The 25,566-nt window shown below is 66.0% G+C and carries 19 protein-coding genes; 10 read left to right on the top strand and 9 right to left on the bottom strand.

Translation table 11 applies throughout. The features are described from left to right. Positions 1-63: 63 nt before the first annotated feature. The gene (gene lnt / locus AC1DX5_RS12490) at positions 64-1,680 is read right to left on the bottom strand and encodes an apolipoprotein N-acyltransferase (protein WP_478015738.1); all 1,617 of its coding nucleotides are present in this window, start codon (positions 1,678-1,680) and stop codon (positions 64-66) included. Positions 1,681-1,824: 144 nt separating this feature from the next. On the opposite strand from lnt, the gene AC1DX5_RS12485 reads away from it, so the two are divergent. Together AC1DX5_RS12485 and AC1DX5_RS12480 are read left to right on the top strand one after the other, a co-directional pair. After that, complete coding sequence (locus AC1DX5_RS12485; protein ID WP_478015736.1) at positions 1,825-2,244, top strand: VOC family protein; 420 nt, start codon at positions 1,825-1,827, stop codon at positions 2,242-2,244. A gap of 11 nt (positions 2,245-2,255) precedes the next feature. After that, positions 2,256-2,558, top strand: coding sequence for a polyhydroxyalkanoic acid system family protein (locus tag AC1DX5_RS12480; RefSeq protein ID WP_465172366.1), 303 nt, complete (start codon positions 2,256-2,258; stop codon positions 2,556-2,558). Positions 2,559-2,579: 21 nt separating this feature from the next. Here the strand turns inward: AC1DX5_RS12480 and AC1DX5_RS12475 are convergent, their stop codons facing one another. Then, entirely contained in the window at positions 2,580-3,065 is a 486-nt protein-coding gene (locus AC1DX5_RS12475) for a winged helix-turn-helix transcriptional regulator (RefSeq protein ID WP_465172367.1), read from the bottom strand. Positions 3,066-3,334: 269 nt separating this feature from the next. Then, positions 3,335-4,660 carry a PQQ-dependent sugar dehydrogenase gene (locus tag AC1DX5_RS12470; protein WP_478015734.1) on the bottom strand — a complete coding sequence of 442 codons (1,326 nt, stop codon included), beginning with the start codon at positions 4,658-4,660 and terminating at the stop codon, positions 3,335-3,337. A 172-nt stretch (positions 4,661-4,832) separates the two neighbouring features. Between AC1DX5_RS12470 and AC1DX5_RS12465 the strand changes: the two genes are divergently transcribed. Next, on the top strand, positions 4,833-6,452 hold the full coding sequence (locus tag AC1DX5_RS12465; RefSeq protein ID WP_478015732.1) for an NAD(P)/FAD-dependent oxidoreductase: 1,620 nt from the start codon (positions 4,833-4,835) through the stop codon (positions 6,450-6,452). A gap of 222 nt (positions 6,453-6,674) precedes the next feature. Here AC1DX5_RS12465 and katG read toward each other — a convergent pair whose 3' ends face one another. Further along, positions 6,675-8,903 carry a catalase/peroxidase HPI gene (gene katG / locus AC1DX5_RS12460; RefSeq protein WP_478015730.1) on the bottom strand — a complete coding sequence of 743 codons (2,229 nt, stop codon included), beginning with the start codon at positions 8,901-8,903 and terminating at the stop codon, positions 6,675-6,677. A gap of 303 nt (positions 8,904-9,206) precedes the next feature. Between katG and AC1DX5_RS12455 the strand changes: the two genes are divergently transcribed. Both AC1DX5_RS12455 and AC1DX5_RS12450 read left to right on the top strand, forming a co-directional pair. Beyond that, a complete protein-coding gene (locus AC1DX5_RS12455) occupies positions 9,207-12,215 on the top strand; it encodes a TonB-dependent receptor (RefSeq protein ID WP_478015728.1) in 3,009 nt (1,002 codons plus the stop codon). 71 nt (positions 12,216-12,286) lie between these two features. Further along, positions 12,287-13,093 carry a DeoR/GlpR family DNA-binding transcription regulator gene (locus tag AC1DX5_RS12450; protein WP_478015726.1) on the top strand — a complete coding sequence of 269 codons (807 nt, stop codon included), beginning with the start codon at positions 12,287-12,289 and terminating at the stop codon, positions 13,091-13,093. Here AC1DX5_RS12450 and AC1DX5_RS12445 read toward each other — a convergent pair. Together AC1DX5_RS12445 and AC1DX5_RS12440 are read right to left on the bottom strand one after the other, a co-directional pair. After that, the gene (locus tag AC1DX5_RS12445; RefSeq protein WP_478015724.1) at positions 13,069-14,421 is read right to left on the bottom strand and encodes an MFS transporter; all 1,353 of its coding nucleotides are present in this window, start codon (positions 14,419-14,421) and stop codon (positions 13,069-13,071) included. The genes AC1DX5_RS12450 and AC1DX5_RS12445 overlap by 25 nt on opposite strands. Before the next feature lie 71 nt (positions 14,422-14,492). Continuing rightward, complete coding sequence (locus tag AC1DX5_RS12440) at positions 14,493-16,559, bottom strand: phosphocholine-specific phospholipase C (RefSeq protein ID WP_478015722.1); 2,067 nt, start codon at positions 16,557-16,559, stop codon at positions 14,493-14,495. Positions 16,560-17,180: 621 nt separating this feature from the next. Here AC1DX5_RS12440 and AC1DX5_RS12435 point away from each other — a divergent pair. Genes AC1DX5_RS12435 through AC1DX5_RS12415 form a run of 5 tightly spaced genes read left to right on the top strand, consistent with a single transcriptional unit; the run spans position 17,181 to position 22,846 of the window. After that, the gene (locus AC1DX5_RS12435) at positions 17,181-17,711 is read left to right on the top strand and encodes a DUF4402 domain-containing protein (protein WP_465172375.1); all 531 of its coding nucleotides are present in this window, start codon (positions 17,181-17,183) and stop codon (positions 17,709-17,711) included. 30 nt (positions 17,712-17,741) lie between these two features. After that, positions 17,742-18,164 (top strand): hypothetical protein, encoded by a 423-nt coding sequence (locus tag AC1DX5_RS12430; protein ID WP_465172376.1) that lies wholly within the window; start codon positions 17,742-17,744, stop codon positions 18,162-18,164. A 26-nt stretch (positions 18,165-18,190) separates the two neighbouring features. Continuing rightward, positions 18,191-19,150, top strand: a complete 960-nt coding sequence (locus AC1DX5_RS12425; RefSeq protein WP_478015720.1) for a hypothetical protein — start codon at positions 18,191-18,193, stop codon at positions 19,148-19,150. A gap of 16 nt (positions 19,151-19,166) precedes the next feature. Then, positions 19,167-21,848 (top strand): hypothetical protein, encoded by a 2,682-nt coding sequence (locus AC1DX5_RS12420; protein ID WP_478015718.1) that lies wholly within the window; start codon positions 19,167-19,169, stop codon positions 21,846-21,848. Further along, on the top strand, positions 21,845-22,846 hold the full coding sequence (locus AC1DX5_RS12415; protein ID WP_478015716.1) for a DUF4402 domain-containing protein: 1,002 nt from the start codon (positions 21,845-21,847) through the stop codon (positions 22,844-22,846). Before AC1DX5_RS12420 ends, AC1DX5_RS12415 begins: the two co-directional genes overlap by 4 nt. A 36-nt stretch (positions 22,847-22,882) precedes the next feature. Here AC1DX5_RS12415 and AC1DX5_RS12410 read toward each other — a convergent pair whose 3' ends face one another. From AC1DX5_RS12410 to ybeY, 3 genes are all read right to left on the bottom strand, one after another. Beyond that, positions 22,883-23,860 carry a phosphoribosylaminoimidazolesuccinocarboxamide synthase gene (locus tag AC1DX5_RS12410; protein ID WP_478015714.1) on the bottom strand — a complete coding sequence of 326 codons (978 nt, stop codon included), beginning with the start codon at positions 23,858-23,860 and terminating at the stop codon, positions 22,883-22,885. Positions 23,861-24,052: 192 nt separating this feature from the next. Continuing rightward, the gene (locus AC1DX5_RS12405) at positions 24,053-24,979 is read right to left on the bottom strand and encodes a hemolysin family protein (protein WP_465172381.1); all 927 of its coding nucleotides are present in this window, start codon (positions 24,977-24,979) and stop codon (positions 24,053-24,055) included. Positions 24,980-24,988: 9 nt separating this feature from the next. Next, positions 24,989-25,501, bottom strand: coding sequence for an rRNA maturation RNase YbeY (gene ybeY / locus AC1DX5_RS12400; RefSeq protein ID WP_478015713.1), 513 nt, complete (start codon positions 25,499-25,501; stop codon positions 24,989-24,991). Between the last annotated feature and the right edge of the window lie 65 nt (positions 25,502-25,566).

The raw sequence follows: 25,566 nt of genomic DNA, 5'->3' as shown, positions 1-25,566 counted from the left end.
CCTTGGCTGGCGCGGTCCCGGCCCTCCGGAAACCGCATATAAAGCTTTCCTTATATGATTGCCCTAGCGAGCCGACCGGCGGAACGCAACTGCCAGGAGCAGCATTGTCGTCGCGACAAGGGCCGCCATCCAGTTGCCGAGGCGGGAGAACAGCGTCGGTGCCGCCGCCTGGGGCATGGCAAGCTCGATCGCGCCGGCCTTGTGCAGCGCCAGGCTGTCGAGCAGCCGGCCGTCAGCCGCGATCACCGCGGATATGCCGGTCGGAGTCGCACGGATGATCGGCAGCCCCTCCTCGATCGCGCGCAGACGCGCCTGGGCAAGATGCTGGGGCGGGCCCCAGTCGCCGAACCACGAATCGTTCGAAGGGTTGAAGATCACCGCAGGCCGGTGCGCCGGATCGATCACCTGGCCGGAAAAGATGATCTCATAACAGATGTCCATGCCGACATCGCCAAAGCCGGGCAGGGCGATGGTGCGCGGCCTGGGCCCCGGAGCGAAATCCAGGTCGCCCGGCACCAGGCGTTGAAGCCCGAACGCGGTGAGCAGCGGCCGCAGCGGCAGATATTCGCCGAACGGCACGAGATGCGCCTTGTCGTAGCGCGCGCGGATCGTGCCGGCCGAATCGATCGCGAAGACCGAATTGGTCCCCGCGGTGAGATTGCCCGCCCTATCGAATTGCAGCGCGTTGCCGCCGCTCAGCACCATGTCACGCGGACCGAGCAGGGCGGCGATGCGGCGGCGCGTGATCAGGGGCGATCCGCGCCAGTAATAATCGGCCGGATACCCGTCCTCGACGAAGAAGCGCAGCGCGCCTTCCGGCCACACGATCAGGCGCGGATGGGTGCCGGGCGTGCCGGCGAGCGATTCGAGCGCGCGCAGGCTGTTCTCGGCGTAAGCGGGAGTGGGGCGCTCCTCCTCGCCGAGATTGGGCTGGACGATTCGGACATAGGGCGAGTCGGCGGGCAGCGCGGCGGGTGTGGTCTCGATGGGAAGACCCAGCACGGCCAGCACCGCAATGACCATCGCGGCAGCGGCGGGCACGATCCAGCGCGGGCCGGCCGCGAGGATCAGGGTTCCGGCAATCGCCACCGTCAGGCCGGACAGGGCGTAGGTTCCAGTCCAGGCCGCGATCCGCGCCACGCCGAGCATCGGTACCCAGATCGCCGCGAGCGGGTTCCACGGAAAGCCGCTGAGCATCGTCGCGCGCAGCCATTCGGTAATGATCCAGGCCGCGCCGAAGACAAGGAGATAGGCGATGCCCGGCCGCGTCGTCGCGTCGCCCGCCGCGCGCGGGCTCGCCAGGCGCCAGGCCAGTCCGGCCGCGAACATCGGGTAAAGGGCGAGATACAGCGCCGACAGCAGCACGCCGACATAGCCGAGCCAATGCGGCATCGCGTCCTGATAGACAAAGGGATGCTGCAGCCAGTTGATGCCGATCGCGAACTGCCCGACCCCGAACAGCCAGCCGCGCAGCAGTGCCGGTTTCAGCGCGGGCGAATCGTGGATCAGCCCCATCCACAGGGCGAAACACACAAGCGCGACCGGCCAGAGATCGAGCGGTGCGAAGCCCGTCGCGGACAGTGCGCCGAGTGCGAGGGAGAGCAGGGCGGGGCGTGCCGCCGCGGCGCGCCGCAATGCCTGAACCTGATTGTCGAGCAAGGCCTTCCCCACTTCCGTCATGCCGGACTTGTTCCGGCATCCACCGGGCCGCAAGTGCTTCGGTCGTCCGTATGCGGAACGGTGGACCCCGGAACAAGCCTGTCCCGAGCTTCGTCGAGGGATCCGGGGTGACGAACACCGTGGATTGGCGTTATGGCGGGCCTCATGACGCTCCGCCCCTTCCACCTCGCCTTCCCGGTCCACGACATCCCGGCCGCGCGCGCCTTTTACGGTGGCGTGCTGGGCTGCCCCGAGGGGCGCAGCGCCGAGTCCTGGGTCGATTTCGACCTGTTCGGCCATCAGATCGTCGCGCATCTCGATCCCGCGGCGACGCCGGTGGCGGTCGCCAATCCAGTCGACGGCCATGACGTGCCCGTGCCGCATTTCGGCGTCGTCCTCGAAATGGCCGATTGGGAGGCCCTCGCCGAGCGCGTGAAGGCGGCGGGCATCCGCTTCGGCATCGAGCCGCATGTCCGCTTCAAGGGGCAGGTCGGCGAGCAGGCGACGATGTTCTTCATCGACCCCAGCGGCAACGCTTTGGAGTTCAAGGCGTTCGCGGATGACGCGATGCTGTTCGCGCGTTGAGGGATAGCCCGATGACCGACCCGATCACCGTCGATATCCCGCACAAGCTTGGTCTCGCCGCCGCCCGCGCGCGAATCGACAAGGGGGTCGGCAAACTGGCATCCTTCGTGCCCGGCGGTACCGTCACCGAGCATCGCTGGGACGGCGACACACTGATCTTCACCGTGGAGGCGATGGGCCAGCGCGTTGCGAGCCGGCTCGACGTGATGGAGACCAGGGTCCATGCGAGCTTTGATCTGCCGCCGATGCTCCGCCTGTTCGCCGGCAAGATTCGCGACAAGCTGACCGAACGGGGAAAGACGCTGCTAAAATAGCGCCCGGACAGCTGGCGGCCTTCAATCCTTCTCGATTCGAATCACCCCACTGCGCAGCAATTCCTCGGCGCTGCGCGCGTAGATGGTCAGCATTCCCTCCAGAAACGGCTCGAGCTGGCGATCCTGGATCACGCCTTCCGGCAGGGTGACCCCGCCGCGGCTATCCTCGATCAGCAATCCGGCTTCGATCATCCGCGCGACGTGCCGGCGTACCGTCTCGCGCGGCAGGCCGCTCGCCGTGGCGATCGCGTTGCGCGAGATCGGCACGACCCATTCGCGCGGCAATATCGCGGTCCCGGCAAAAGGTTCGGGAATGGCGCGCTCGCGCATCAGCCGCTGGACATTGGCGGTGGACACCGTGGCGTAGATCAGCAATTCGGTTGGGCCGACCGGTATGGCGGCCGAGAGGGTGCGATGCATCGTCAGGAACAGGTTCTGCAGCGAGCTCACGGCGACTCGCCAATTCTCGCCGATCTTGGCCTGGTTGGTGACGACACGATCACTCATCGGCATCCTCTCTCGCGGATAAGGCCATCGTGGCCCTGTTACCCGTTATGGGTAACATCGTGTTTCCTAAACTATCCGTTAGCCATGAGGAAGCTATACCCTTAAGAAAGAACTCGGATTTTGGCACGAGGGGTGCTAATAGTCTTGGGGAGGAGCGCGCGCGCGGCGAAAGCAGCATACGCGCGACACGGGCTGCGGCGGCTTCGGGGGGAGCCGGCCGCAGCCCGATATCCCAGCCCGATATCCCAGCCCGATATCCTTGCCGCGCCCTATTTGGCCGCTACCCGCCAGATCACATTGCCGACATCGTCCGCCACCAGCAGCGCGCCCGTCCGATCGGTGATCACGCCGACCGGACGCCCCTGCGCTTTGCCGTCCTTGTCGAGGAATCCGGTCAGCACATCGACCGGCTTCGCGCCCTTCAGCGGAAAGCCAGTGTCGCCGAACGGCACATAGATGACCTTGTAGCCCGACACCGGCTCCCGGTTCCACGATCCATGCTGGCCGACAAAGGCGCCGTTGGCGAATCGGTCGCCAAGCTTCGCATCGCCGGCAAAGCTGATGCCGAGCGAGGCGGTGTGCGGCCCCAGCGCATAATCGGGCCGCTTCGAATATTGCTGGAGCTGCGGATTGGCCGGCTCCACGCGCGTGTCGGGATAGCCGCCCCAATAATACCAGGGCCAGCCGAAATTATCGCCCAGCTCCACCGCGCTCATATAATCCGGCGCCAGGTCGGATCCGAGCATGTCGCGTTCGTTGACCGTCACCCACAGCCCGCCCGATTTCGGCTCGAACGCCAGCCCATTGGGGTTGCGCAGCCCCGCCGCATAGACCCGGAAGGTCTTTGCCTCGGGATAGACCTGCAGGATGTTGGCGCGGAATCTCTCCGCCTCCAGCCCGTTCTCGGCGATGTTGCTCGACGATCCGACCGTCACGTACAGCGTCTTGCCGTCCGGGTCGGCGATGACGTTGCGCGCCCAGTGATTGCCGCCCGGGTTGAGCTTGATCACCGTCTCTGGCTTCGCCGCGATCTTCGTGTCGCCGTCCTTGTACGGCACGCGGACCAGCGCGTCGGTGTTGCCGATGTAGAGCCAGCCCCCCATCAGGGCCATGCCGAAGGGCGAGTTGAGCCCGGACAGGAAGGTCGTGCGGCTCTCCGCCACGCCGTCGCCGTCGGCGTCGCGCAGCAGGACGATCTTGTTGGGCGAAGGCACGCCCGCGCCCGCACGGCCCATCAGATAGCCCATCACCTTGCCCGTGATGCCGCCGCCCTCGCGCGGCGGCGAGTTGCTCTCCGCCACCAGCACATCGCCATTGGGCAGGCGATAGAGCCAGCGCGGATGCTCGAGCCCGCCCGCGAACGCCGTCACCGCCAGCCCGGCGGCGGGCACCGGCGTCACCCCCTTCGGCCAGCCTACCGCGTCCGCCACCCCGATCGTCGGGAAGCTCTGGATCCGCGGCGGCGTGATCTCGGGCCTGGCGCCGGTGACGGCGTCGACCGGGAGGCGCGCCACATCGGGCTGGCGCAGCCAGAACCAGAAGGCGATCGCCGCGACGATGAGGATTCCGGTGATGATCAGGATATGTTTGCGCATGAGATAAGGTTACGCCAGCGACAGGGGGAAAGGAAGGGGGACGCGCGCTCTACGCCGCCCTTTCGACGTTGTTCCGTGCCTTCCCCATTTCACCTTCGCCGGCGAAGGCGGGGAGGACGGAGCAGCCGCGAGAGGATTGGCCGAACCCCGCATCCCCCGTTATGGCGCACTCATGCTCCGCATCACTGAACTGAAACTGCCGCTCAACCATGCGGAAGAGGCCCTGGCCGCCGCGATCCGCAATCGCCTGCGCATCACGCCGCGCGACCTGGTCCGCTTCACCATCGCTCGCCGCGCCCATGACGCTCGCGACAAGATGGACATCCAGCTCGTCTATTCCGTCGACGTCACCCTGCGCGACGAGGCGCCCGTCCTCGCGCGCTTCAAAAGGGACCGCCATGTCCAGCGCACCCCCGACACCAGCTATCGCTTCCCGGTAAAGGCCCCTTCCGGCTGGAGCGGCAAGCGCCCCGTCGTCATCGGCACTGGCCCGTGCGGCCTGTTCGCCGGGCTGATCCTCGCCCAGATGGGCTTTCGCCCGATCATCCTCGATCGCGGCAAGGAGGTGAAGCAGCGTACCAAGGACACCTGGGGCCTGTGGCGCAAGAGCGAGCTCAACCCCGAATCCAACGTCCAGTTCGGCGAAGGCGGGGCCGGCACCTTCTCCGACGGCAAGCTCTACAGCCGCATCAAGGACCCGCGCCATCTCGACCGCAAGGTGCTGATCGAGTTCGTCAAGGCCGGCGCTCCCGCCGAGATCCTGACCGAGGCGCACCCGCATATCGGCACTTTCCGCCTGGTCGCGATGGTCCAGAGCCTGCGCGAGACGATCGAGGGCCTGGGTGGCGAATATCGCTTCGAGAACCGCGTCGACCGGATCGATATCGCGACTGCCCCGGACGGCTCCCGCCGCGTGACGGGTCTTCACCTTCACACCGGCGACTATCTCGAGGCGGATCAGGTCGTGCTCGCGATCGGACATAGCGCGCGCGACACGTTCCACATGCTCCATGACGAAGGGGTGTTCGTCGAGGCCAAGCCCTTCTCGATCGGCGTGCGCATCGAACATCCGCAAAGCTGGATCGACGACGCCCGCTTCGGCCCCTCGGCCGGCCACCCGATCCTCGGCGCGGCGGATTACAGCCTGTCGCATCACTGCAGGAACGGCCGCACCGTCTACAGCTTCTGCATGTGCCCCGGCGGGACGGTGGTCGCCGCCACCTCGGAGGAAGGCCGCGTCGCCACCAATGGCATGAGCCAATATTCCCGCAACGAGCGCAACGCGAATTCGGGCCTGGTCGTCGGCATCGATCCCGCGCGTGACTATCCCGGCCACCCGCTCGCCGGCATCGAGTTGCAGCGCCACTGGGAATCGCGCGCCTATGTCGCCGGCGGCTCGACCTACAGGGCCCCCGCCCAGACGCTCGGCGACTTCCTCGCCGGCCGCCCATCGAGCAAGCTCGGCACCGTCGTGCCTTCCTATCTTCCTGGCGTCACCCCGACCGACCTGGCCGAATGCCTGCCCGATTTCGCCGTGACGGCGATGCGTGAGGCACTGGTCGCCTTCGGCCGCCAGGTCCCGGGCTATGACCACCCCGACGCGCTGATGACCGGCGTCGAAACGCGCACGTCGTCCCCGATCCGCATCACCCGCGGCGCGGATTTCCAGAGCCTCAACACGATCGGCCTGTTCCCCGCCGGCGAAGGCGCTGGCTATGCCGGCGGCATCCTCTCGGCCGCGGTCGACGGCATCAAGGTGGCGGAAGCGGTTGCGGTGCGCATCACGGGTTAAACCTCGCCCGGTCACACCCTCTCCCGTTCGTTTCGAGCGAAGTCGAGAAACCGACCCGTGCGCTGTTTGGCCTGTTTCTCGACTTCGCTCGAAACGAACGGGGAAGGGGAATCTCGCCAGTTCGTGAGCGCACCCCCTCCGCGCCTCCGCACGAACCAAATAAAAAGGCCGCCGGCGAGGGGAGTCGCCGGCGGCCATGAGCGCTTAAGCTAAAAGAAGGGGTCACACCCGCAGATCGTATCGGTCCGCGTCCATCACTTTGGTCCAGGCGGCAACGAAGTCCTTCACGAACTTCCCCCCCACATCGTTCGAAGCATAGACCTCGGACACCGCCCGAAGTTGTGAGTTCGATCCGAACACCAGGTCAGTCCGCGTCGCGGTCCATCGTTGCTCGTTCGTGTTGCGGTTGGTCCCCGCAAACTCCTCGTCACCGGCTTCGTCGATTTCCTTCCACGCCGTGCCCATGTCGAGCAGATTGACGAAGAAGTCGTTGGTCAGCTGCCCCGGCCGGTCGGTCAGCACGCCGTGCGCCGAGCCGCCATGATTGGCGCCCAGCACGCGCAGGCCGCCCACCAGCACCGTCATCTCGGGCGTGCTCAGCCCCAGCAACTGCGCCCGGTCGATCAGCAACTCCTCGGTCGGCACGCTGAACCGCACCGAGAGATAGTTGCGGAACCCGTCCGCCTTGGGCTCGAGCACGTCGATATTGCCGATTTCGGTCTGCTCGGCGGTCGCGTCCGTGCGGCCCGGCGAGAAGGGCACGGTCACGTCCTGCCCGGCATCCTTCGCTGCCTTCTCGACCGCGGCAGAGCCACCCAGCACGATCAGGTCGGCGATGCTGACCTTCTTGCCCGCCCCGGCACCGTCGAAGTCGCGCTTGATGCCCTCATAGACCTCCAGCACCCTGGCCAGCTTCGCCGGCTCGTTGACCTCCCAGTCCTTCTGGGGCGCCAGGCGGATGCGCGCGCCATTGGCGCCGCCGCGATGGTCCGACCCGCGATAGGTCGCGGCCGATGCCCAGGCCGTCCGCACCAGCTCGGCCACGCTCAGCCCAGATGCCAGGATCTTCTGCTTCAGCGCCGCCACATCGCCGCTATCGATCGGCGTATAGTCCGCCTTGGGGATCGGATCCTGCCAGATCAGGTCCTCGGCCGGCACGTCGGGCCCGAGATACCGCACCTTCGGCCCCATGTCGCGATGGCACAGCTTGAACCAGGCACGGGCAAAGGCATCGGCGAACTGGTCGGGATTGTCCCGGAACCGCTCGTTGATCGCGCGGTACGCCGGGTCCGCCTTCATCGCGATGTCGGCGGTGGTCATCATCGTCGGCAGGCGCCGTTCGGGGCTGTGCGCACCGGGCGCGAGGTCCTCGGGTGCCTGGTTGATCGGCTGCCATTGCTTGGCCCCCGCCGGGCTGCGCACCAGTTCGTACTCGTAGTCGAACAGCATGTGGAAGAAACTCATGTCCCAGGTGATCGGCGTCGGCGTCCACGCGCCTTCGATGCCGCTGGTGATGGTGTGGTCGCCCACGCCCGACTCATGCCCGCTCTGCCAGCCAAGCCCCTGCTGCGCGATATCGGCGCCTTCCGGCTCCGCACCGACCAGCGAGGCGTCGCCCGCACCATGCGCCTTGCCGAAGGTATGGCCGCCCGCGACCAGCGCCGCGGTCTCCTCGTCGTTCATGCCCATCCGGGCGAACGTCTCGCGGATGTCGCGCGCCGACTGAATCGGGTCAGGATTACCGCCTGGCCCTTCGGGATTGACGTAGATCAGGCCCATCTGGATCGCGGCGAGCGGGCTTTCCAGCACCATCTCACGCTCGGGCTGAATGCGCGTCTGGTTGTCGGCATGGCCGACCCATTGCTCCTCGGTGCCCCAGTAAATGTCCTTTTCGGGCTCGAACACATCGGCACGGCCGCCGCCGAAGCCAAAAACAGGTCCGCCCATCGACTCGATCGCGACATTGCCGGCCAGGATCATCAGATCGGCCCAGCTCAGCTTGCGGCCATATTTCTGCTTCACCGGCCAGAGCAGCCGGCGCGCCTTGTCGAGATTGCCATTGTCCGGCCAGCTGTTGAGCGGCGCGAAGCGCTGCGACCCGGAAGAGGCACCGCCGCGCCCGTCGCCGCTGCGATAGGTGCCGGCGCTGTGCCAGGCCATGCGGATGAAGAAGGGGCCGTAATGCCCGTAATCGGCCGGCCACCAGGGCTGGCTGTCTGTCATCAGCGCGGTCAGGTCGCGCTTCACCGCCGCCAGGTCGAGCGTCTTGAACTCGGCCGCATAATCGAAATCGTCGCCCATCGGATCGCCCGACAGGCCGTTTTGCTGGAGGATGTCCAGCGACAGCTGGTTCGGCCACCAGTCGCGGTTGGTCCGCCCGAGAAGGGATCGCAGCGCGGCAGGCTCTTTCATCGGGCAGCCCAGCGGGTCGCCGCTCGTCTTCGCGTCCATGTCGGTATCCTCTCGTGGTTGAACCTTCTTCACGGAACCTAGACTCGGCACCGTGCGGGCGGAAACGACTTAACTCGGTTAGTGCGAACGGGGAAATCGATCAGAGACGAAAGAAGGGGCGGGGGGTGGAAGGGCGCGCCTGACGTAGCCGGCGTGTCGCGTCCTCCTGCTATGGTTGCCGCCCACAGTTTTTGTGCATTTTCTGTCGTATTGTCACAAAAAATCCACAGCCTCCGCATAACGGACCCTCCGTGACGCGGTTTCACCGCGTTTCCGGCTTTAATCACCAAAAGGGGAAATTCGATGTTCCGCTTCACGCGACTTTCGTCGCGCGCAGCTCTGCGCGCGTTGCTGATGCTCGGTTCGACCGCGGTCGTCGTCATGGCGGCGGCGCCTGCCGGCGCTCAGGATTACACCAACATTTCCGCCTCGGGCCGGGTAACCTCGATGGACGGCGCGCCGATCGCCGATGCGCAGGTGAAGATCACCTCCTCGGACAAGGGCGTCAGCCGCACGGCGACGACCGATGGCGCTGGCGCCTATACCATCCCGCAGCTCTCGCCCGGCAATTACGATGTCACCATCACGGCGGACGGCTTCACGGCTTATAGCGAATCCAGCGTGCCGCTGACGCGGGAGACCGGCGGGGCCAACAGCTACCGCCTGGTCCCGGAGTCGCAAAATGGCGACATCGTCGTGACGGGTGCGCGCCAGCGCGTCGCGGATTTCCAGGACATCACCGTCGGGAGCACGATCAATCTTGCGTCCCTCACGCAGCGCGTGCCGATCGGCCGCTCGCTGCGCGACGTGATGCTGCTCACGCCGGGCACTGTGCAGGGTTCGTCGCCCTCGAACGGCGGCTTTGCCAACCAGGTCTCGATTGCCGGCGCTGCGTTCACCGAGAACGCCTTCTACATCAACGGCCTGAACGTCACCGATTTCGTCTCGGGCGGCCAGCCGACCGAAGTGCCGTTCGACTTCTACCAGACGGTCGAGGTCAAGACCGGCGGTGCCCCGGCGGAATTCGGCCGCGCGACCGGCGGCTATGTCGTCGCGACCACCAAGTCGGGCTCGAACGAATATCATGCTAGCGTGACCGGCATCTGGGAACCGGATGACCTGCGCGGCAATGCGCCGTCCACGCGCACCATCGACTACCGCCACGCGACCGCCAGCCGCAAGGAACTGATCCTTCAGGCCAGCGGCCCGATCATCAAGGATCACCTGTTCGTCTATGGTCTCTACAATATGCGCGACATCCGCTCGATGACGCCGCAGGCCAATCAGAACAACGCAACCGGCGTGACGAATACGAGCCCGTTCTGGGGCGGCAAGATCGACGGCTATATCACGGGTGACCATCATTTCGAGTTCACCTATTTCGACACGACCAACGATACGCATAACCGCAGCTACAATTGGGACCGGACCAACCACACGCTCGGCAACAAGACGGGCGGTACCAATGCCCGGGCGGGCGGCATCAATTATGTCGGCCGCTACACCGGCACCTTCACGCCGTGGCTGACGCTGTCGGGCGCGTACGGCGTCAACAAGCTGCGCTCGGGCAATCTTCCGCTCGACACCGTCAATCCGCAGGTCGTCGATTACCGGAAGGACCCGGCTGGCATCCAGATCGGCCTCAACAAGGTGACCGACGCCTTCAGCAGCACCGATGACCAGCGCGAATTCTACCGTGTGGACGCCGACCTGCAATTCCATCTGTTCGGGTCGCACCATGTCCGCATCGGCTACGACCATGAGAAGGACACTCAGGCGCAGACCTTCCAGACGATCGGCGCCGGCGCGTTCAAGATCTTCGCCGTCACCGCCGATTCCGCCGCGCGCATCGGCCTGCCGGTCGGCACGGAATATTATACGACGCGCGTCTATGCCCAGAACGGCATCGCGCATGTCCGCAACGAGGCCTATTATCTGCAGGACCAATGGTCGCTGCTCGACAATCGCCTGCGCCTCGATCTTGGCCTGCGCAACGACCGCTTCAGCAATCAGGGCGTCAACGGCAAGTCCTTCTTCGAATCGGGCAACCAATGGGCGCCGCGCGTCGGCGCTTCGTTCGATCCGCTGGGCGACGGGCGCACAAAGATCTTCGGCTCCTATTCGCAATATTATCTGCCGATGGCAGGCGACATCAACCTGAACGTCGCCGGCAGCCTGGTCACCTACACCCGCTATAACCGCTTCAACGGCGTCAGCGGCGCGGGCAGCATCCCGGCCGAGGGCGCCCCGATCCTGTCAGTCGTCAACACGACCGCCTGCCCCGATACCGGGGTGCGGAACTGCGAAGTTTCGGCCGATGGTTCGGCGTTCAACCCGGCCGGCGCCATCGCCACCAACATCAAGCCGCAGTCGAGCAACGAGTTCATCCTGGGTGCCGAGCATCAGTTCGGCGATCATGTGCGGATCGGTGCCTATTTCACGCACCGCGAGTTGAAGGACGTGATCGAGGACATCTCGATCGACGCCGGCGCACGCGCCTATTGCGTCGGCAAGGGCTTTACCGCCGCTGCGTGCCAGTCGGCCTATCCGGGCGGCAGCCAGTTCGTCATCGCCAATCCCGGGCGCGACGTGACGGTGCAAATCAACAAGCTGCCCGACGGCTCGACGCCGACGGTGACGCTGAAGGCGGCCGACCTGGGCTATCCCAAGCCGAGCCGCAATTACAACGCGCTGACGCTGACCTTCGACCGCAGCTTCGACAAGAAATGGAGCCTGGCCGGCTCCTACACGCTCGCCTTCGACAAGGGGAATTACGAGGGCGGCGTGCGATCGGAGAATGGCCAGCTGGCGATCAACCGCACCGCCGACTTCGACTCGCCGGGCTTCGTCAACGGCGCTTATGGCTATCTGCCGAACGATCGCCGCCACACCTTCAAGGCCTATGGCAGCTACCGTCTGCTCGACATGCTGGATCTGGGCGCCAACGCCGTTCTCCAGTCACCCGTGCATTACAGCTGCATCGGCGCGGTGCCGGTCAATGTCGATGCCTATGCGAACACCTATCACGGCTATGCCTATTATTGTCAGGGCAAGCTCATTCCGCGCGGCACGGCGTTCACCGGCGACTGGCTGACTCAATTCGATGTCAGCGCGGTCGTCCATCTGCCATTGCCCTATGGGGTCGACGCGTCGGTGCGTCTCGACGTGTTCAACCTGTTCAACAGCCATGCGGTGACGTCGTATAACAATTTCGGCGAACTGGGCGACGGATCGGCTAACCCCGACTATCGAGCGCCGGTCAATTATCAGACGCCGCGCTCGGTGCGGCTGACGGCCCGCTTCGGCTTCTGAGGCCATATCGCCGGGGCTGGCCCGCGCGGCCGGCCCCGGGCATCCCGCTTGCAAAAACCCGGACACCAAGCATGGTCGGCCGGAACAGCGGGCTAGCGGGAACAAGCACGATGGAGGGGGCGATAGAGAAACGATCACAACGCCAGCGCGAAATCATGTCGCGGCTGCGAAGCGGACGGACATTGTCGGTGACGGCACTCGCGGCGGATCTCGCCGTGTCGGACGAGACGATCCGCCGCGAACTTCGCGCGCTCGAGGATCATGGGGTCATCATCCGCGAACATGGCGGCGCGCGCATGACGGCGCCGGTCCATGAGGGGCCGCTACATCAGCGGATGGAGGAGAATTCGGACGCCAAGCTGCGCATTGCCCGCGCGGCCGCCGAGTTCGTCCTGGACGGCGCGATCCTGTTCATCGACTCCGGCACGACGAGTTGCTTCATCGCGCGGCAGCTGGTCGACCGGCGGGCGCTGACCGTCATCACCAATTCGCTGCGCGTGGCGAACGATCTCGGCGGCATCAACAACAACCGCCTGTTCCTCGCTGGCGGGCAGATGGACTATGATTATCGCGCCTTCTCGGACCATCACGCGCAGGACTTTGTCCGCGGTTTCACCCCGCACCTTGCGATCCTGTCGGTCGGCGGGATCAGCATCGAGCGCGGGTTGATGGATTTCCATCCCGGCGAGGCGGAGATGAGCCGGATCGCCTATGCCACGTCGAAGCAGGTATTGCTCGGCGCCGATTCATCCAAATTCGGCCGCTATGCGCTGATCCAGACGGCGGCGCTCAACGAGGTCGATATCCTCGTCACCGATCAGCCGCTCGAACACGATTACGCCCGGGCGTTCGCTCATGCCGAGGTCGTTGTCGCCTGACGGTCCTTGACGGCGCGCATCAGCGGCATCCCGACAAGCAGCATCAGCAGCGCGCCCGAACCCGCCACCGCCGCCTGGAGCAGCCAGAAGGACGGTGGCGCCATGCGCTCGTAATAGACGCCGCTGAAGCCGACCCACAAATGCGCGAAGAAGCCGTGCAGGTAGAATAGGCCCATCCAGAACCCGACCAGCCGGCGCGGCGCGACGCCGGCGATCAGGCTCAGGCCGGAGGGCCAGATCAGCACGATCGCGCTGTCGATCAGCAGCAGATAGCAAAGCGCCCATGGCAGCGACAGCGGCGCCCCGCCACTGCTAGCGCTGCCGACCGCGAGGAGCAGATATCCCGCCGCGCAGCACAATCCGCCCACCAGGACCTGCACCACCGGACCGATCGCGATGTCGCGCCGCTCGAGCGCGCGGATCGCCAGTTGCGATCCGGCGATCAGCGCCAGCGTGAAGACGCCGTCGAGCGACAGGAACCAGGCGACCGGCATCGTCCACTCGGCCACCCGCAGGTCGATCCGGGTGCGCGCCCATAGCAGGAAGATGTTGCCGAGCTGCTCATAAGCCGCGAAGCACAGATAGATCGCGGCCAGCGTGACGATCAGCAGCGCGGTCGTGGCGAGCGGCGCGCGCGGCGCGCTTGCCGGCACGGCCACTGCCGCCGCCCGCTCCTGTTCGCCGCCGATGCGCAGATAGAAGACCAGTCCCAGGACGACCGCGGCGATGGCCGCGCCGATTGCGTTGACCGGACCCGCTACCACCGCCACGGCGCCGCAGGCCAGCGGGCCGCAGATCACCCCTGCATTCAGGAAGCCGAGATAAACGGCATAGCCGCGCCGCCGTTGCGCTTCGTCGCGGAACAGCAAGCCGACCTGTGCCGACAAATTTCCCTTCAGCAAGCCGGTGCCGATTGCGAAGGGGATCAGGCCGATCAGGAAGCTGTGCTCGCTCAGCATCATCACCAGGCCGAGCAGCATGCCGACCCCACCGGTCACCACCATCATTCGCCGGCTGCCGATCAGGTCGCCCACCAGTCCGCCGAACGGGATCGAAAGATAGATCAGCGCATTGGCATAGCCATAGAGCTGGGAGGCGAGGGCGATGCTGGAGACCGGGCCGAACAGCGCGGTGCTCGCCGCGCGAACGGCCGACGCCCCGATCACGCGCGACAGGTCGCCCACCAGCACCCGGTCGACCAGGATCAGCACGAGCAGCGACTTCACGCCGTACATGGCGAATCGCTCCCAAAACTCCATCGCCGCAAGCGACAGGAAGCGCGGGTCCAGTATCTTGACGTCCGCCGCCGCGTCTTCGCCCGATTCCATCTCGCCCGCCCTCATCGAGCGGAGCCCTAGGCAGGCTTGGCAACATGATGATGACAGTAGCGGGGGACGGCTCAGCCTGGATGCGGGAAGGCCAAAGCGGGTTCGCTGATGCCGGGCGCGCCGGTCTCGACATGCCCCGCCAGGCGCAGGCGTACCCCATTCTCCGCGGTCAGCATCAGATCGTACCAGCGATGGTCGGCGAGCGTGACTGGCCGTTGCGCTTTCGCGCCCGCGGGCACCGCGACCTGCTCGCTGGTGCCGCGATGGGCGCAGTGCAGCGTCATGGCGACCGCGTCATCGCCGCGATTGGCGAGGCGCAGCGTGCCGCCTGTCCCATCCTCACGCCAGGCGATTGCCGCCTCGACCCGCGGCGCGTTCCCATGGCCTCGGAACTCGCGGTGGAAACCGTCGGGCCCGCGCACGACGATCGCATGCGGCCGGTCCCGGCGGAGCGGCCAGGCTTCCTCGAGCTGCGAGGTCGCGGCGACGGTGAAATAGCGCCAGCCGGAAAACAGGGTTTCGTCCTGCACCCCGAACACAATCCCGACCGACCCCCGATTCTCGAAGCGCAAGGTCAGGCCGGCGTCGGACCAGCTGGGTTCGACGGCGAAGCGGTACGGCAGCGGCCGGGCCCGGCGTGTTCCGGGCTCCTGCGCCGGTACGCCGTTGCCCTTGGCGATCGCCGGTGCAGGGGCGCCGGCGCACAGCCGCTCGGTTTCGGCGATATAGCCTGCGACCGAGGGCAACGCCGCCGCCCAGCCCGTGTCGAGACGCGCTTCGCGCGACACATCGAAGTCGAAGATCGAGGTCAGATCGCCGCACACCGCGCGACGCCAGGGCGAGATATTGGGTTCGGCCACGCCGAAGCACTTTTCCAGGAAGCGCAGCACGGAGGTATGGTCGAAAAGCTGCGAGTTCACCCAGCCGCCGCGCGTCCAGGGCGAGATCACCAGCATCGGCACGCGCGGGCCGAGCCCGACCGGCTCGCCCTGATAGGTCTCGCTGCGCACATCGACATTGCTCGCGCCATAGCTCGGCTCTATCGCCGGCATGGGCGCTGGCACATGATCGAAAAACCCGTCATTCTCGTCATAGTTCAGGATGAAGACGGTCTTCGCCCAGACTGTCGGGTTCGCCGCGAGCGCCGCGACGAGGTTGCCGATCAGCACTTCGCCGAAGGGTACCGGCGCATCGGGATGCTCGCTCATCTGCATCATCGGCACGATCCAGGAAACCGAGGGCAGGCGATCGGCGGCGACGTCCGCGGCGAAGGCAGCGATCAGATGCCGTGCCTGCGTCTTTTCCGGGTCGGCGGGTGCCGCGCCGCCGATCCAGTCGACATAGGCCCGCCCGCGCCGGTAGCGCGACGATGCCGGATCGAGCTTCCGGAACTCCTTGAAATAGCCGAGCGGATTGTCCGAATAATTGGCCAGCTCCTGATAGACGCGCCACGAGACGCCGGCTTCCTCCAGCCGCCCTGCGTAAGTGCGCCAGGGCAGCCCCTCGGTCGCGTCGTCCTTCGTCATGTCCGCGCCGGGGTTGCCGTCGGTGCCGCCATTGGTGACGCAATAAACCCCTTCCTGCCCGACGCTGAGGCCGTTCGTGCCGGAAAAATGATAGAGGCGGTTGGGACCGGTCGGCCCCTGCAGCGAGCAGTGATAGCTGTCGCAAATGGTGAACTGGTCGGCCAGCGCGTAATAATAGGGAATGTCGGCGCGGGTCAGATGCGCCATGGTGAGCGGCCCTTTCTGGTCCGCCCACACGTCCCAGTTGCGCCAGCGCGCCTGGCTGTCCTTCCAGCTATGGTCGAGGCCGGTGAAGCACCGCGCGTTGCTGCTGTCGTAGTCGAGCCGGAACGGCCAGGCGATCTGTCCCCCGTCACGATCCGCGCGGCGTTGCGCCCAGACCGGCTTACCACCCGGCAGCGTTACCGGGCGCGGATCGCCAAAGCCGCGCACGCCGCGCAACGTGCCGAAATAATGATCGAACGATCGGTTCTCCTGCATCAGGATCACGACATGCTCGATATCCGCGATCGAGCCGTGCCCGCCCAGTCGGCGCAACCCCTGTGCCGGCTCGCTGGTGGCGATGGCGGCTCCGGAGGCACCGAGGAGAAAAGCCCTGCGGTCGATCGTCACGCGTGTTTTCCTTTATCTGATCCCGCCGGCGCGGCGGTATTGGTCGAAGCGGCCCCGCAGCTAGCCGCGCTATGTGGAAGAGATGTGACGAGACTCCAGGTTTTTTGGAATTTCTGAGCGGAACGGTCATTGCGTCAACACAGGCGCGTGCCTGCCGGCGACGATGCGCGCTCGCGGTGCGAGGAACGCGGCACCCGCAGCTAGACTAGCGTGAGGTCGAATCGCTGGGAGGTCGAATTCCCGGACGGGGCGCCGGCTCTCGGAACGGCGTTGCATCGGTTTTCCGACCTTTTTTACGCGATTTTTTTCTTGCCTGCATGGAGCGCGAGGACGGCATTTTGGGCCGTATCGGACCTTTTATCCCTGTCTTGTCAAAGGGTTAAGTTGAAAATACCGCGCTGTTTTGGCACAAGTACTGCCACTTGACTAAGTGCATTTGCGGTTTTAGAAATATTCACTGTGGTTGTAATTTAAAAATACAACTCAAGATCCCGCTTCGGATCTTGTCTGGCCGTAGACCATGAATGTGGCCAGGATATTTGCGATCAATTGAATAAGGGCACAGCCTTTTCGGGAAACCGCGCCCATTTGTTGGGGCGGTACTTAGTGGGGATTTGAGTCATGAAGAAGATTTTAGCCGGTGCGTTCATCACCATCGGCCTTGCTGCGGGCTCCTCGGCGGCATTTGCCCAGTCTTCCGCGACAGCCACGGCGACGGGAAGCACGACTATCGTGCAGCCGCTCACCCTGACCAAGAATGTCGACCTCTCCTTCGGCCGTATCGTCAAGCCGAGCACCGGGAGCGGCACCGTCGCCATCGCCAACACGGCGGACGCTGTGACCGCCGGCTCGGGTGCGATCGCCCTGAGCGGCATCACCACGACGCGTGCCAAATTCACCATCGATGGCGAAGGCGGCCAGGTCGCTACCGTCAGCGTGCCGACCAGCTTCGACCTGGCGCTCAGCACGGATGCCACCAAGAAGATCACCATCACGCTCGCGCCGGATCTGGGCGCCACGACGACGCTCAGCAACGCGCTCGGCGCGGCTGGCACCCAGACTCTCTATGTCGGCGGCAATTTCGCACTGCCCTCGACGCAGGTGACCGGTGCCTATAGCGGCACCTTCGACGTGACGGTTGCCTATCAGTGATCCGCTAGCGGATTGTAGGGAACGATGGACATGGGCAAGGACCGCCGCCGGGCAATGCGTCACTGGGCCATTGTCGTGGGGGCGGTCCTTGCGGTGTCACCGCCGTCACCGGTCGTCGCGCAAGGTCAGCGTGCCGCGGCAGGTGGCGCGGTGGAGATAAGTGAAGCCGTCGGTGCCGGGATCGCGTATGACCTGTTGACCGATATCCTCTCCACCGTGTTCCTGTCGGGGCGGACCGGCGATTCCGTGTCGCTGCTTCTGCCCGAACGCTCTGGCTCCGGGAGCCGTCTTCCCAACGAGGTCGTGGTGCTGTCCACCGCTTATTACAGGATGGATGTCGCGTCCGGTGTTGCGCGCGCCATCGTGGCGAACCCCGACGCCAAGGTCGGCCTCACGCCACTACGGGATGGCGGCGGCCCGGACAATTTCCTGGTCCTTGCCCAATTCAACTGACTGCTAGCAGATAGGCACTCGCCGCGATGATCGAGGTTCATGAAGTCCATACGACGCAGGGCCCTCCCGCCCTTGCGCGCGCCGCGGTCGCTGCCACCACCGCTTTCGCCCTGTGCGTCCTGTGCGCCGGCGCTGCCGCCCAGAATGCGTCGCAGACGACCGCGGCGCCACCGCCGCCCGTTGCGGGCGGGGCGGAGACCGGTGTCGCGAACATCAATCTCACGCCGCGCCGAATCATCTTCGATCGCACCAAGCGCAGCGACACGGTCTATGTCTTCAACCAGGGCAATGCCGCCGTGACGGTCGATGTCGCGCTGATCGACAATGTGATGCTGCCGTCCGGCGAGATTCTGCCGGTGGCGCGCGCGGCCGAGAAGGGCCCGGCCGCGGTCGCCGCCGCGGCGTCGGTGCGTTCGGCCAGGCTCCTGCTGCTGGCGGTTCCTAGCCGCCTGACCCTGCCGCCCGGCCAGGGCAGGGTGATCCGAATCCGCGCCAGCCTGCCGGAATCGACTGACGTCGTGGAATATCGCACCCACCTCACCGTCGCCACGCTGCCCACGCCCGATTCCGGCCTCACCGCTGAACAGGTCGCGGCGACAACGAGGGGCGAGCTGGTGTTGAGGGTCCAGTCGATCTTCGGCGTGTCGATCCCGCTTATCGTGCGAACGGGAGCGGCCAATGCGACCGCGACCTTGGGCGCCATTGCGGGGAGGCTGGAAGGCGACAAGCCAGTGCTGGAAATACCGGTCATGCGCCAGGGAACGACGTCGCTCTATGGCGATCTCGAAGTGCGGGCCGGAACGGGCGGGACCGGGGAGGTCGTCGGCCTCGTCCGTGGTCTCGGCGTTTATCCGGAGGTCGACGAACGCCTGGCCCGAATCCCCCTGTCGCGTGCCTTGCGCAAGGGCGAGGCGGTGACGGTCAGCTATTTCACCGCGGACGGCAAGCCTGGCGAGCTTGCCAGAAGGACGTTCACCGTACCCTGAAATGTTGGTCGAGCCTGTGGCATTTGCCCTCCTGGTGGCCGCGCCCGGCCCGTCAGGAGACGGCTGGGTTGCGCCCGCGCAACTCGTAAACGCGTCGGTCCTGTCCGATCAGTTGCTGCTCTTTGCTGTGCAGATCGACCATGCAACTCTGACGGATGCGCTGACTGCCTATGGCGATCCTGCGGACCCGTTGATTCCCTTGGGCGAGCTGTCCCGTCTGCTCGATCTTCCGCTTGAGGTACATCCCGACACCGGGCTCGTGACCGGGCGGCTGGGCGAAAGCCAGCGCGCGCTCACGATCGACCTGTCGGCGGGGACGGCCCGGCTCGGCGGCGGCGTCATCGCCATCGGCCCGGCGGACGTCAAGGTAACGGGTACCGACATCTACCTCAGAGCGTCGCTGGTTCAGCGGCTGCTTCCCATTACCATAATCTCGTCGCCGGAGGATCTGGTGCTGGTCCTGACTGCCACTGAAAAGCTGCCGTTCCAGTCCCGGCGCGAACGGGCGCAGCGCATGGCCGGCCTTTCCGGCCCGCCCGATCCGGCCGATCAGGTGCTGCGCGTCGCCACGCCCTATCGCTGGCTCGGTCGCCCCGCCTTCGATATCGGGCTGGAACTGGGCAACGATAGCGGCCGCGCGCGGCCGATTACGCGGCTGGAAGGACGGATCGCGCTCGACATGGCGCGCGCCAGTGTCACCGGCTATGTCGCGACCGACGATCTAGGACATCTCTCGACGGCGCGCCTGCGGGCCGAGCGGCGATCGATCGACGGCGATCTCCTCGGCCCGCTGCACGCGAGCTTCGTCGCCGCCGGCGATGTCTACACGCCCGCGCAGGCGCTCGGTCCGCGCAGCACCGGCGGCGCTGGCATCACGCTGTCCACCGCGCGGATCGGGGATACCAGCGTCTTCCAGCGTATCGACCTGCGCGGCGAATTGCCGATCGGCTATGATGTGGAGCTCTATGTCAACGACGTGCTGCGCAATGGCGAGCAGGGCGTGAAGACTCAGGGTCGTTACGATTTCACGGATGTGCCGCTGGTGCGCGGCCGCAACATCATCCGCATCGTGCTTTATGGCCCCCGGGGGGAGCGCGCCGAACAGACCCGTGTGATCAATGTCGGGGGCGGTCAGCTCGCTGCGGGACAAACCGTGATCGACGCCGGCATCGTCGTCCAGGACCGGCCGGTCCTTCCGCTGTCGAGCGACGATGTCCTGCCTGGCGAGCGCGACCGTGGTTCAATGCGCGCGGTGCTCAGCCTCGCTCATGGCCTTACCGCGGGATTGACGCTCAGCGCCGGCCTGTCGCGTTATACGGATATGTCCGGCCGCCGGCACGACGTGGTCGCCGGAGGTGTCCGGACGTCGCTCCTCGGCATGTCGGTGCAGGCCGATGCGGCGAAGGACATCGCAGGGGGCGTCGCCGCGTCGCTGGCTGCCGCCGGGCGTGTCGGAGGTCTCAACCTCGTCGCCCGGCACGTCGAATATTCCGGGGTCTTCGCAGACGAGGCCAATGCCATCTGGGACGTGTCCCGGCCGCTCCGGCGCTACAGCGAGCTGGTTTTCGATGTCTCCCTGCCTTTGCCGGGCGGCGCTCGGCTGCCCTTTTCGGGCCGGTTCGACCATGCCCGGTTCGCGGACGGCGGTACCAGTTTTTCCGCGCGGGGCCGCACGACCCTGAGCGTCGCCGATACGCTGGTCGCGCTAGCCAATGATTATACACGCCGCACGGGCCCGGGTTTCAAGGCGGACCAGTTCAGCGGAACCGTCGCCGCCTCGCGTTTCGTCAACTACCGATGGCAATTGCGCGCCAGCGCCGACTACGAGATCAGGCCAAGCCTCACGCTGCGCGACCTGGGGTTGACCGCCGACCGGGCCATCGATGATCGGTATAGTTTGCGTTGGGGTGCGACGCGGGTCTTCGGGCGGGGCGGCGGCACGACGCTGCAGGCTGGGCTCTCGGCGCATTTGCCTTTCGCGGACGCGACCCTTGGGGCGGATTACGCGACCGGCCAACGGCGCTGGCGGGTTGCGTTGCAGCTCAATTTCGGCCTGGTCTATGATCCGCTCGGCCGGCACTATCGCGCGACGGCGCCCGGTCCAGCCAATGGCGGCAGCGCGGCGCTGGTCGCCTTTGTCGACGCCAACGCCAACGGCCTTCCGGATCCGGGCGAGGCGCCCGTCGCCGGCGTCGTGCTGCAGGGCGCGGGCCGCCCGGTAACGACCGACGCCCATGGCCGCGCCTTCGTGACGGGGTTGGGCGACGGGGCCGGCGCCATGCTGCGCGCCGACACGTCCGGTGCCGACACGGTGTTCGTCAGCTCGCCGCCGCAGGGCATCGCCTTTACCCCGAGGGCCGGGGATGTCGCCCGGATCCTCTACCCGATGGTGCCCAGCTCCGAACTCGTCGTCCGCCTCGGTTTTCGACAGAAGGACCGCAGCATGACCGGTCTTTCCGCGGTGCGTATCCGTCTGGTCCCCGTCTCGGGGGCGGCCATATCGGGCGTCACGGAATTCGACGGCTCGGCGGTGTTCGATGCGGTGAAGCCCGGCACCTACCGGATCGAGCTGGATCCGGATCAGGCCGAGCGCCTCGCAATGAGCCTCGCAGCGCCGGTCAAGGTCATGGTCGGCACCGATGGACGAACCCTCGTCGCCGAGGGCGAAATCCTCTTCAACCGGAGTGCGCAACGATGATCCGTCTCCTCTTCTGGGCCATTGTCGCGCTGTATGCCGCCATTGCCTGCGCCGACCCGGCCAGCGCGCAGAAGGTCACCGTTGCCTCGATATCGACGGCTGATTTCGGTAACGTCGCGGCGGCCGCCGGCGGTCAGACCCTCCTGCGGACCGATCCGGCGAGCGGCACGGTCTCGCGGATCTCCGGCGCCGGGACCAGGCTCTCGACCGCGGCGGTTCGGTCGCTCGTCACGGTCGAATGCAACAATTCGAAGAAGTGCGACGACAATGACGTGCTGGTGACGATCACGACGACGAGTGCCCCTACGGGTCGCGCGGCGGCGCTGCAGAATTTCACGGTGTCGACATCGGGCGCAACCGCCGTGATCGTCACGCCACCCGGGAGCGGCAGTTCGATTTCCTTCACCATCGATCCGCTTGGCCGCGGTGAGACCAGGACATTCTGGGTCGGTTTCGATCTACCGGTTCAGGGCAACGACACAGCCGCCGCGACGGGGCTGGCCACGGCCGCCTTCGTCGTGACCGTCTCGCGCACGAATGGCGCTGGTCAGGCAAGCGTTTTGGCGGGCTTGGTCCAGGCGCGCATATTCCGCGCGCTGGCCATCACGGCGTCGCAGAACCTGGCCTTTGGGCGGATCAGCAAGCCTTCGAGCGGGGCCGGGACCGTCAGCCTCGCCCCGGCCAGCGGCGCGGTCACCGTATCGGGCATCGGCGTGAAGGCGCTCGGCTCGTCTGCATCCGCCGCGGGCGCCTTCATCATCAGTGGGGAAGGCGGGCAGAGCGTCTCGGTATCGGTGCCGAGTTTTACCATGACCGGAGCGACCGGCAGCATTACCGTGACCACCAATCCCACCGTGAGCGGCGCGCAGGTGCTCAGCGGCGCGCTCGGCGCAGCCGCCACCTTGCCGCTCCAGGTCGGCGGCAGCTTCAACCTGTCCGCCGCCACGCCGGCGGAAAGTTATAGTGGCAGCGTGACCGTTACCGTGCAGTATAACTAGACCGATGCCTTGACCGGGCACGTTGCCCCGACCCGGTTACTCCTCGAACAACGGTGCCAGCCGCCCGGTAATCCGCTCCAGCACCGTCGCCCCCGCCAGATCGGGCTCGAACGCCTCGCCCGTGATCGTCTCGAACGCCTCGGCATAGATCGCCGAGGTGCCCAGCACGAGCTCCTGCGGAATCGCCGGGATCGGGTCGACATAGGGGTCGCACCGCGCCGCCACCCAGGCGCGGATGAAGTCCTTGTCGAAGCTCTCCGGCCGCTCTCCGGCTGCGAACCGCTCCGCATAGCTTGCCTGCTTCCAGTAGCGGCTGCTGTCCGGCGTGTGGATCTCGTCCGCCAGGATGATCTTGCCGGCGGGGTCGACGCCGAACTCGTATTTGGTGTCGGCCAGGATCAGCCCGCGCTCGGCCGCCATCGTCTGGCCGCGTGCGAACAAGGCAAGCGCGGTGGCGCTGATCTCCTCCCATTGCGCGGGGGTGAGCAGCTTGTGTTCGAGAATCTCGGCCGGGGTCAGCGGCGCGTCATGCCCGCCGTCGAATTCCTTGCTGGTCGGGGTGATGACAGGCTCGGGCAGGGCCTGATTGTCGCGCATCCCGTCGGGCAGGGTCATGCCGTACATGCTGCGCTGGCCCGACCTGTACAGCGTCAGGATCGAGGTGCCCGTCGTCCCCGCGAGATAGCCGCGCACCACGATCTCCACCGGCAGGATGTCGAGCCGGCGGCACAGCAACACATTGGGGTCGGGATAGCCGAGCACATGGTTGGCGCAGATATCGGCGGTCTGCTCGAACCAGAAGCGCGCCGTTTGAGTCAGGATCTGCCCCTTGAACGGCACCGCGCAGAGGATCCGGTCGAACGCGCTCAGCCGGTCGCTCGCGACGATCACCCGGCGCCCGTCCGCCAGATCGTAATTGTCGCGCACCTTGCCGCGATAATGCTTTGGCAGCTGCGGGATCGTCGCATCGTCGAGCACGCGCGTGGCGTAAGCGGCAAGGTCTTGGGGCGACATGCGGGGGTCCTTGTTGGGGCAGGCGGGGCGTTCGTAGAGGAAAACCTGGCTTGCTGGAAACACTCCTCTCCGTTCGTGCTCAGCTTGTCGAAGCACTGTTCTTCCCTTCGGCGGAAGAAAGAACAGCCCTTCGACAGGCTCAGGGCGAACGGGGGTGGGGGAGGCGCAAGGCAGAGCGCAACCGCCCGCCGCTCAGCCCTCGTCGCCCTCCGGCCGCGCCTTGGGCGGGTGCAGCCGCACCCGTTCCACCCGGGTCGGCTCGGCCTCGATCACTTCGATCGTCCAGCCGCTGTCATGCTGGATGCATTCGCCCGCCTGGGGCACATGCCCGGCCAGTACCGCGGCGAGCCCGCCGATCGTGTCGATGTCGCCGTCCACCTCCAGCTCGGTGCCGATCGTCTCGGCGACATCCTCCAGCTCGGCGCGCGCATCGGCTTCCCACGCGCCGCCATCGAGTGGGATCAGCAGCGCCTCGGGCGCGTCGTCATGCTCGTCCTCAATGTCGCCGGTGATCTCCTCGATCAGGTCCTCGATCGTGACGAGCCCCTCGGTCCCGAAATATTCGTCGAGCACGATGGCGAGATGCACCCGCTTCTGCCGCATATCGGCCAGCAGATCGAGCGCCCCGCGCGACATCGGCACGTACAGCGGCTCGCGGATCAGCCCCTCCAGGGTCGCCGGGTGCTCGGCGCCGGTCGCCAGGATGTTGAACACGTCCTTCAGATGAATCATGCCGATGATCGTATCGAGCTTCTCGCGGTACACCGGCAACCGGCTGTGCCCCGCCTCCGCGAACAGCTTGATCAGGGCGTCGAAGCTGGTCTTCTCCTCAACCGCGACGATGTCCGCGCGCGGCACGCCGACATCGCCTGCGTCGCGCTCGCCGAAATGCAGCAGGTTACGCACCATCTGGCGCTCGAGCGGGGACAGGTCGCCGGCCGCGTCGGGTCCGGGCTCGTCCTCATGCGCGTCGATCGCTTCTTCGAGCTGCGCGCGGAGCGAATCATCCCCCGGACCGCCAAAGATGAAGGAGCGGAAGGAGCGCCATATGCTGCCTTCCTGGGTTCCGGCGCCGTCCGCGTCTCGTCCGGTGCCGCTGCTACTGTCGCCTTCGGGCATATTAGTGTGTCAGTCCTCGCGTATCAGATAGGGGTCTTCGAGCCCGAGAGAAGCGAGCGCTTCGGTCTCGATCCGCTCCATCGCCTCGGCCTCATGATCTTCCATATGATCATAGCCGAGTAAATGCAGTGTGCCATGCACGATCAAATGAGTCGCATGATCCTCGATCGGGATATTCTTCTCGGCCGCCTCGCTCGCGCACACGCCGTACGCCAGCACGATATCGCCGAGCAGCACTTCGCCATCGTCCGAATTCTGGTCGATCGTCTCAAGCAGATCGGCCTGCACCATCGGAAAGCTCAGCACGTTGGTCGGCTTGTCCTTCTGCCGGTACTGCGCGTTGAGCGTCTGTACTTCCTCATCGGTGGTGAGGCGCACCGAGATCTCGACGAGCGCCGGCGCGGTCAGCATCTCGCCATGCTCGGTCCGCTCCATCGCTGCGGACGCGGCGCGCAGGGCAAGCGCTTGCCAGTCGGTGGCCTCCGGCCAGGGCGATTCAATCGAGAGGGCTGTTTCAAGCACAGGGCCATATTCCCCGTTCGTGCTGAGCTTGTCGAAGCACTGTTCTCCCCTTTGCGCCGAAGAAA

It is taken from the genome of Sphingomonas sp. P2_B6, from assembly GCF_056404755.1.
The sequence above is the reverse complement of the archived record's forward strand: the minus strand, read 5'-3'. Positions and strand labels throughout refer to the sequence as shown.

Coding starts and splice junctions, on each gene's coding strand:
- AC1DX5_RS12455 (WP_478015728.1), top strand. CDS start 9,207: ATGTTCCGCTTCACGCGACTTTCGTCGCGCGCAGCTCTGCGCGCGTTG.
- AC1DX5_RS12425 (WP_478015720.1), top strand. CDS start 18,191: ATGATCGAGGTTCATGAAGTCCATACGACGCAGGGCCCTCCCGCCCTT.
- AC1DX5_RS12450 (WP_478015726.1), top strand. CDS start 12,287: ATGGTCGGCCGGAACAGCGGGCTAGCGGGAACAAGCACGATGGAGGGG.
- AC1DX5_RS12435 (WP_465172375.1), top strand. CDS start 17,181: ATGAAGAAGATTTTAGCCGGTGCGTTCATCACCATCGGCCTTGCTGCG.
- AC1DX5_RS12430 (WP_465172376.1), top strand. CDS start 17,742: ATGGGCAAGGACCGCCGCCGGGCAATGCGTCACTGGGCCATTGTCGTG.
- katG (WP_478015730.1), bottom strand. CDS start 8,903: ATGGACGCGAAGACGAGCGGCGACCCGCTGGGCTGCCCGATGAAAGAG.
- AC1DX5_RS12410 (WP_478015714.1), bottom strand. CDS start 23,860: ATGTCGCCCCAAGACCTTGCCGCTTACGCCACGCGCGTGCTCGACGAT.
- AC1DX5_RS12465 (WP_478015732.1), top strand. CDS start 4,833: ATGCTCCGCATCACTGAACTGAAACTGCCGCTCAACCATGCGGAAGAG.
- AC1DX5_RS12470 (WP_478015734.1), bottom strand. CDS start 4,660: ATGCGCAAACATATCCTGATCATCACCGGAATCCTCATCGTCGCGGCG.
- AC1DX5_RS12485 (WP_478015736.1), top strand. CDS start 1,825: ATGACGCTCCGCCCCTTCCACCTCGCCTTCCCGGTCCACGACATCCCG.
- lnt (WP_478015738.1), bottom strand. CDS start 1,680: ATGACGGAAGTGGGGAAGGCCTTGCTCGACAATCAGGTTCAGGCATTG.
- AC1DX5_RS12445 (WP_478015724.1), bottom strand. CDS start 14,421: ATGGAATCGGGCGAAGACGCGGCGGCGGACGTCAAGATACTGGACCCG.
- AC1DX5_RS12415 (WP_478015716.1), top strand. CDS start 21,845: ATGATCCGTCTCCTCTTCTGGGCCATTGTCGCGCTGTATGCCGCCATT.
- AC1DX5_RS12480 (WP_465172366.1), top strand. CDS start 2,256: ATGACCGACCCGATCACCGTCGATATCCCGCACAAGCTTGGTCTCGCC.
- AC1DX5_RS12405 (WP_465172381.1), bottom strand. CDS start 24,979: ATGCCCGAAGGCGACAGTAGCAGCGGCACCGGACGAGACGCGGACGGC.
- AC1DX5_RS12475 (WP_465172367.1), bottom strand. CDS start 3,065: ATGAGTGATCGTGTCGTCACCAACCAGGCCAAGATCGGCGAGAATTGG.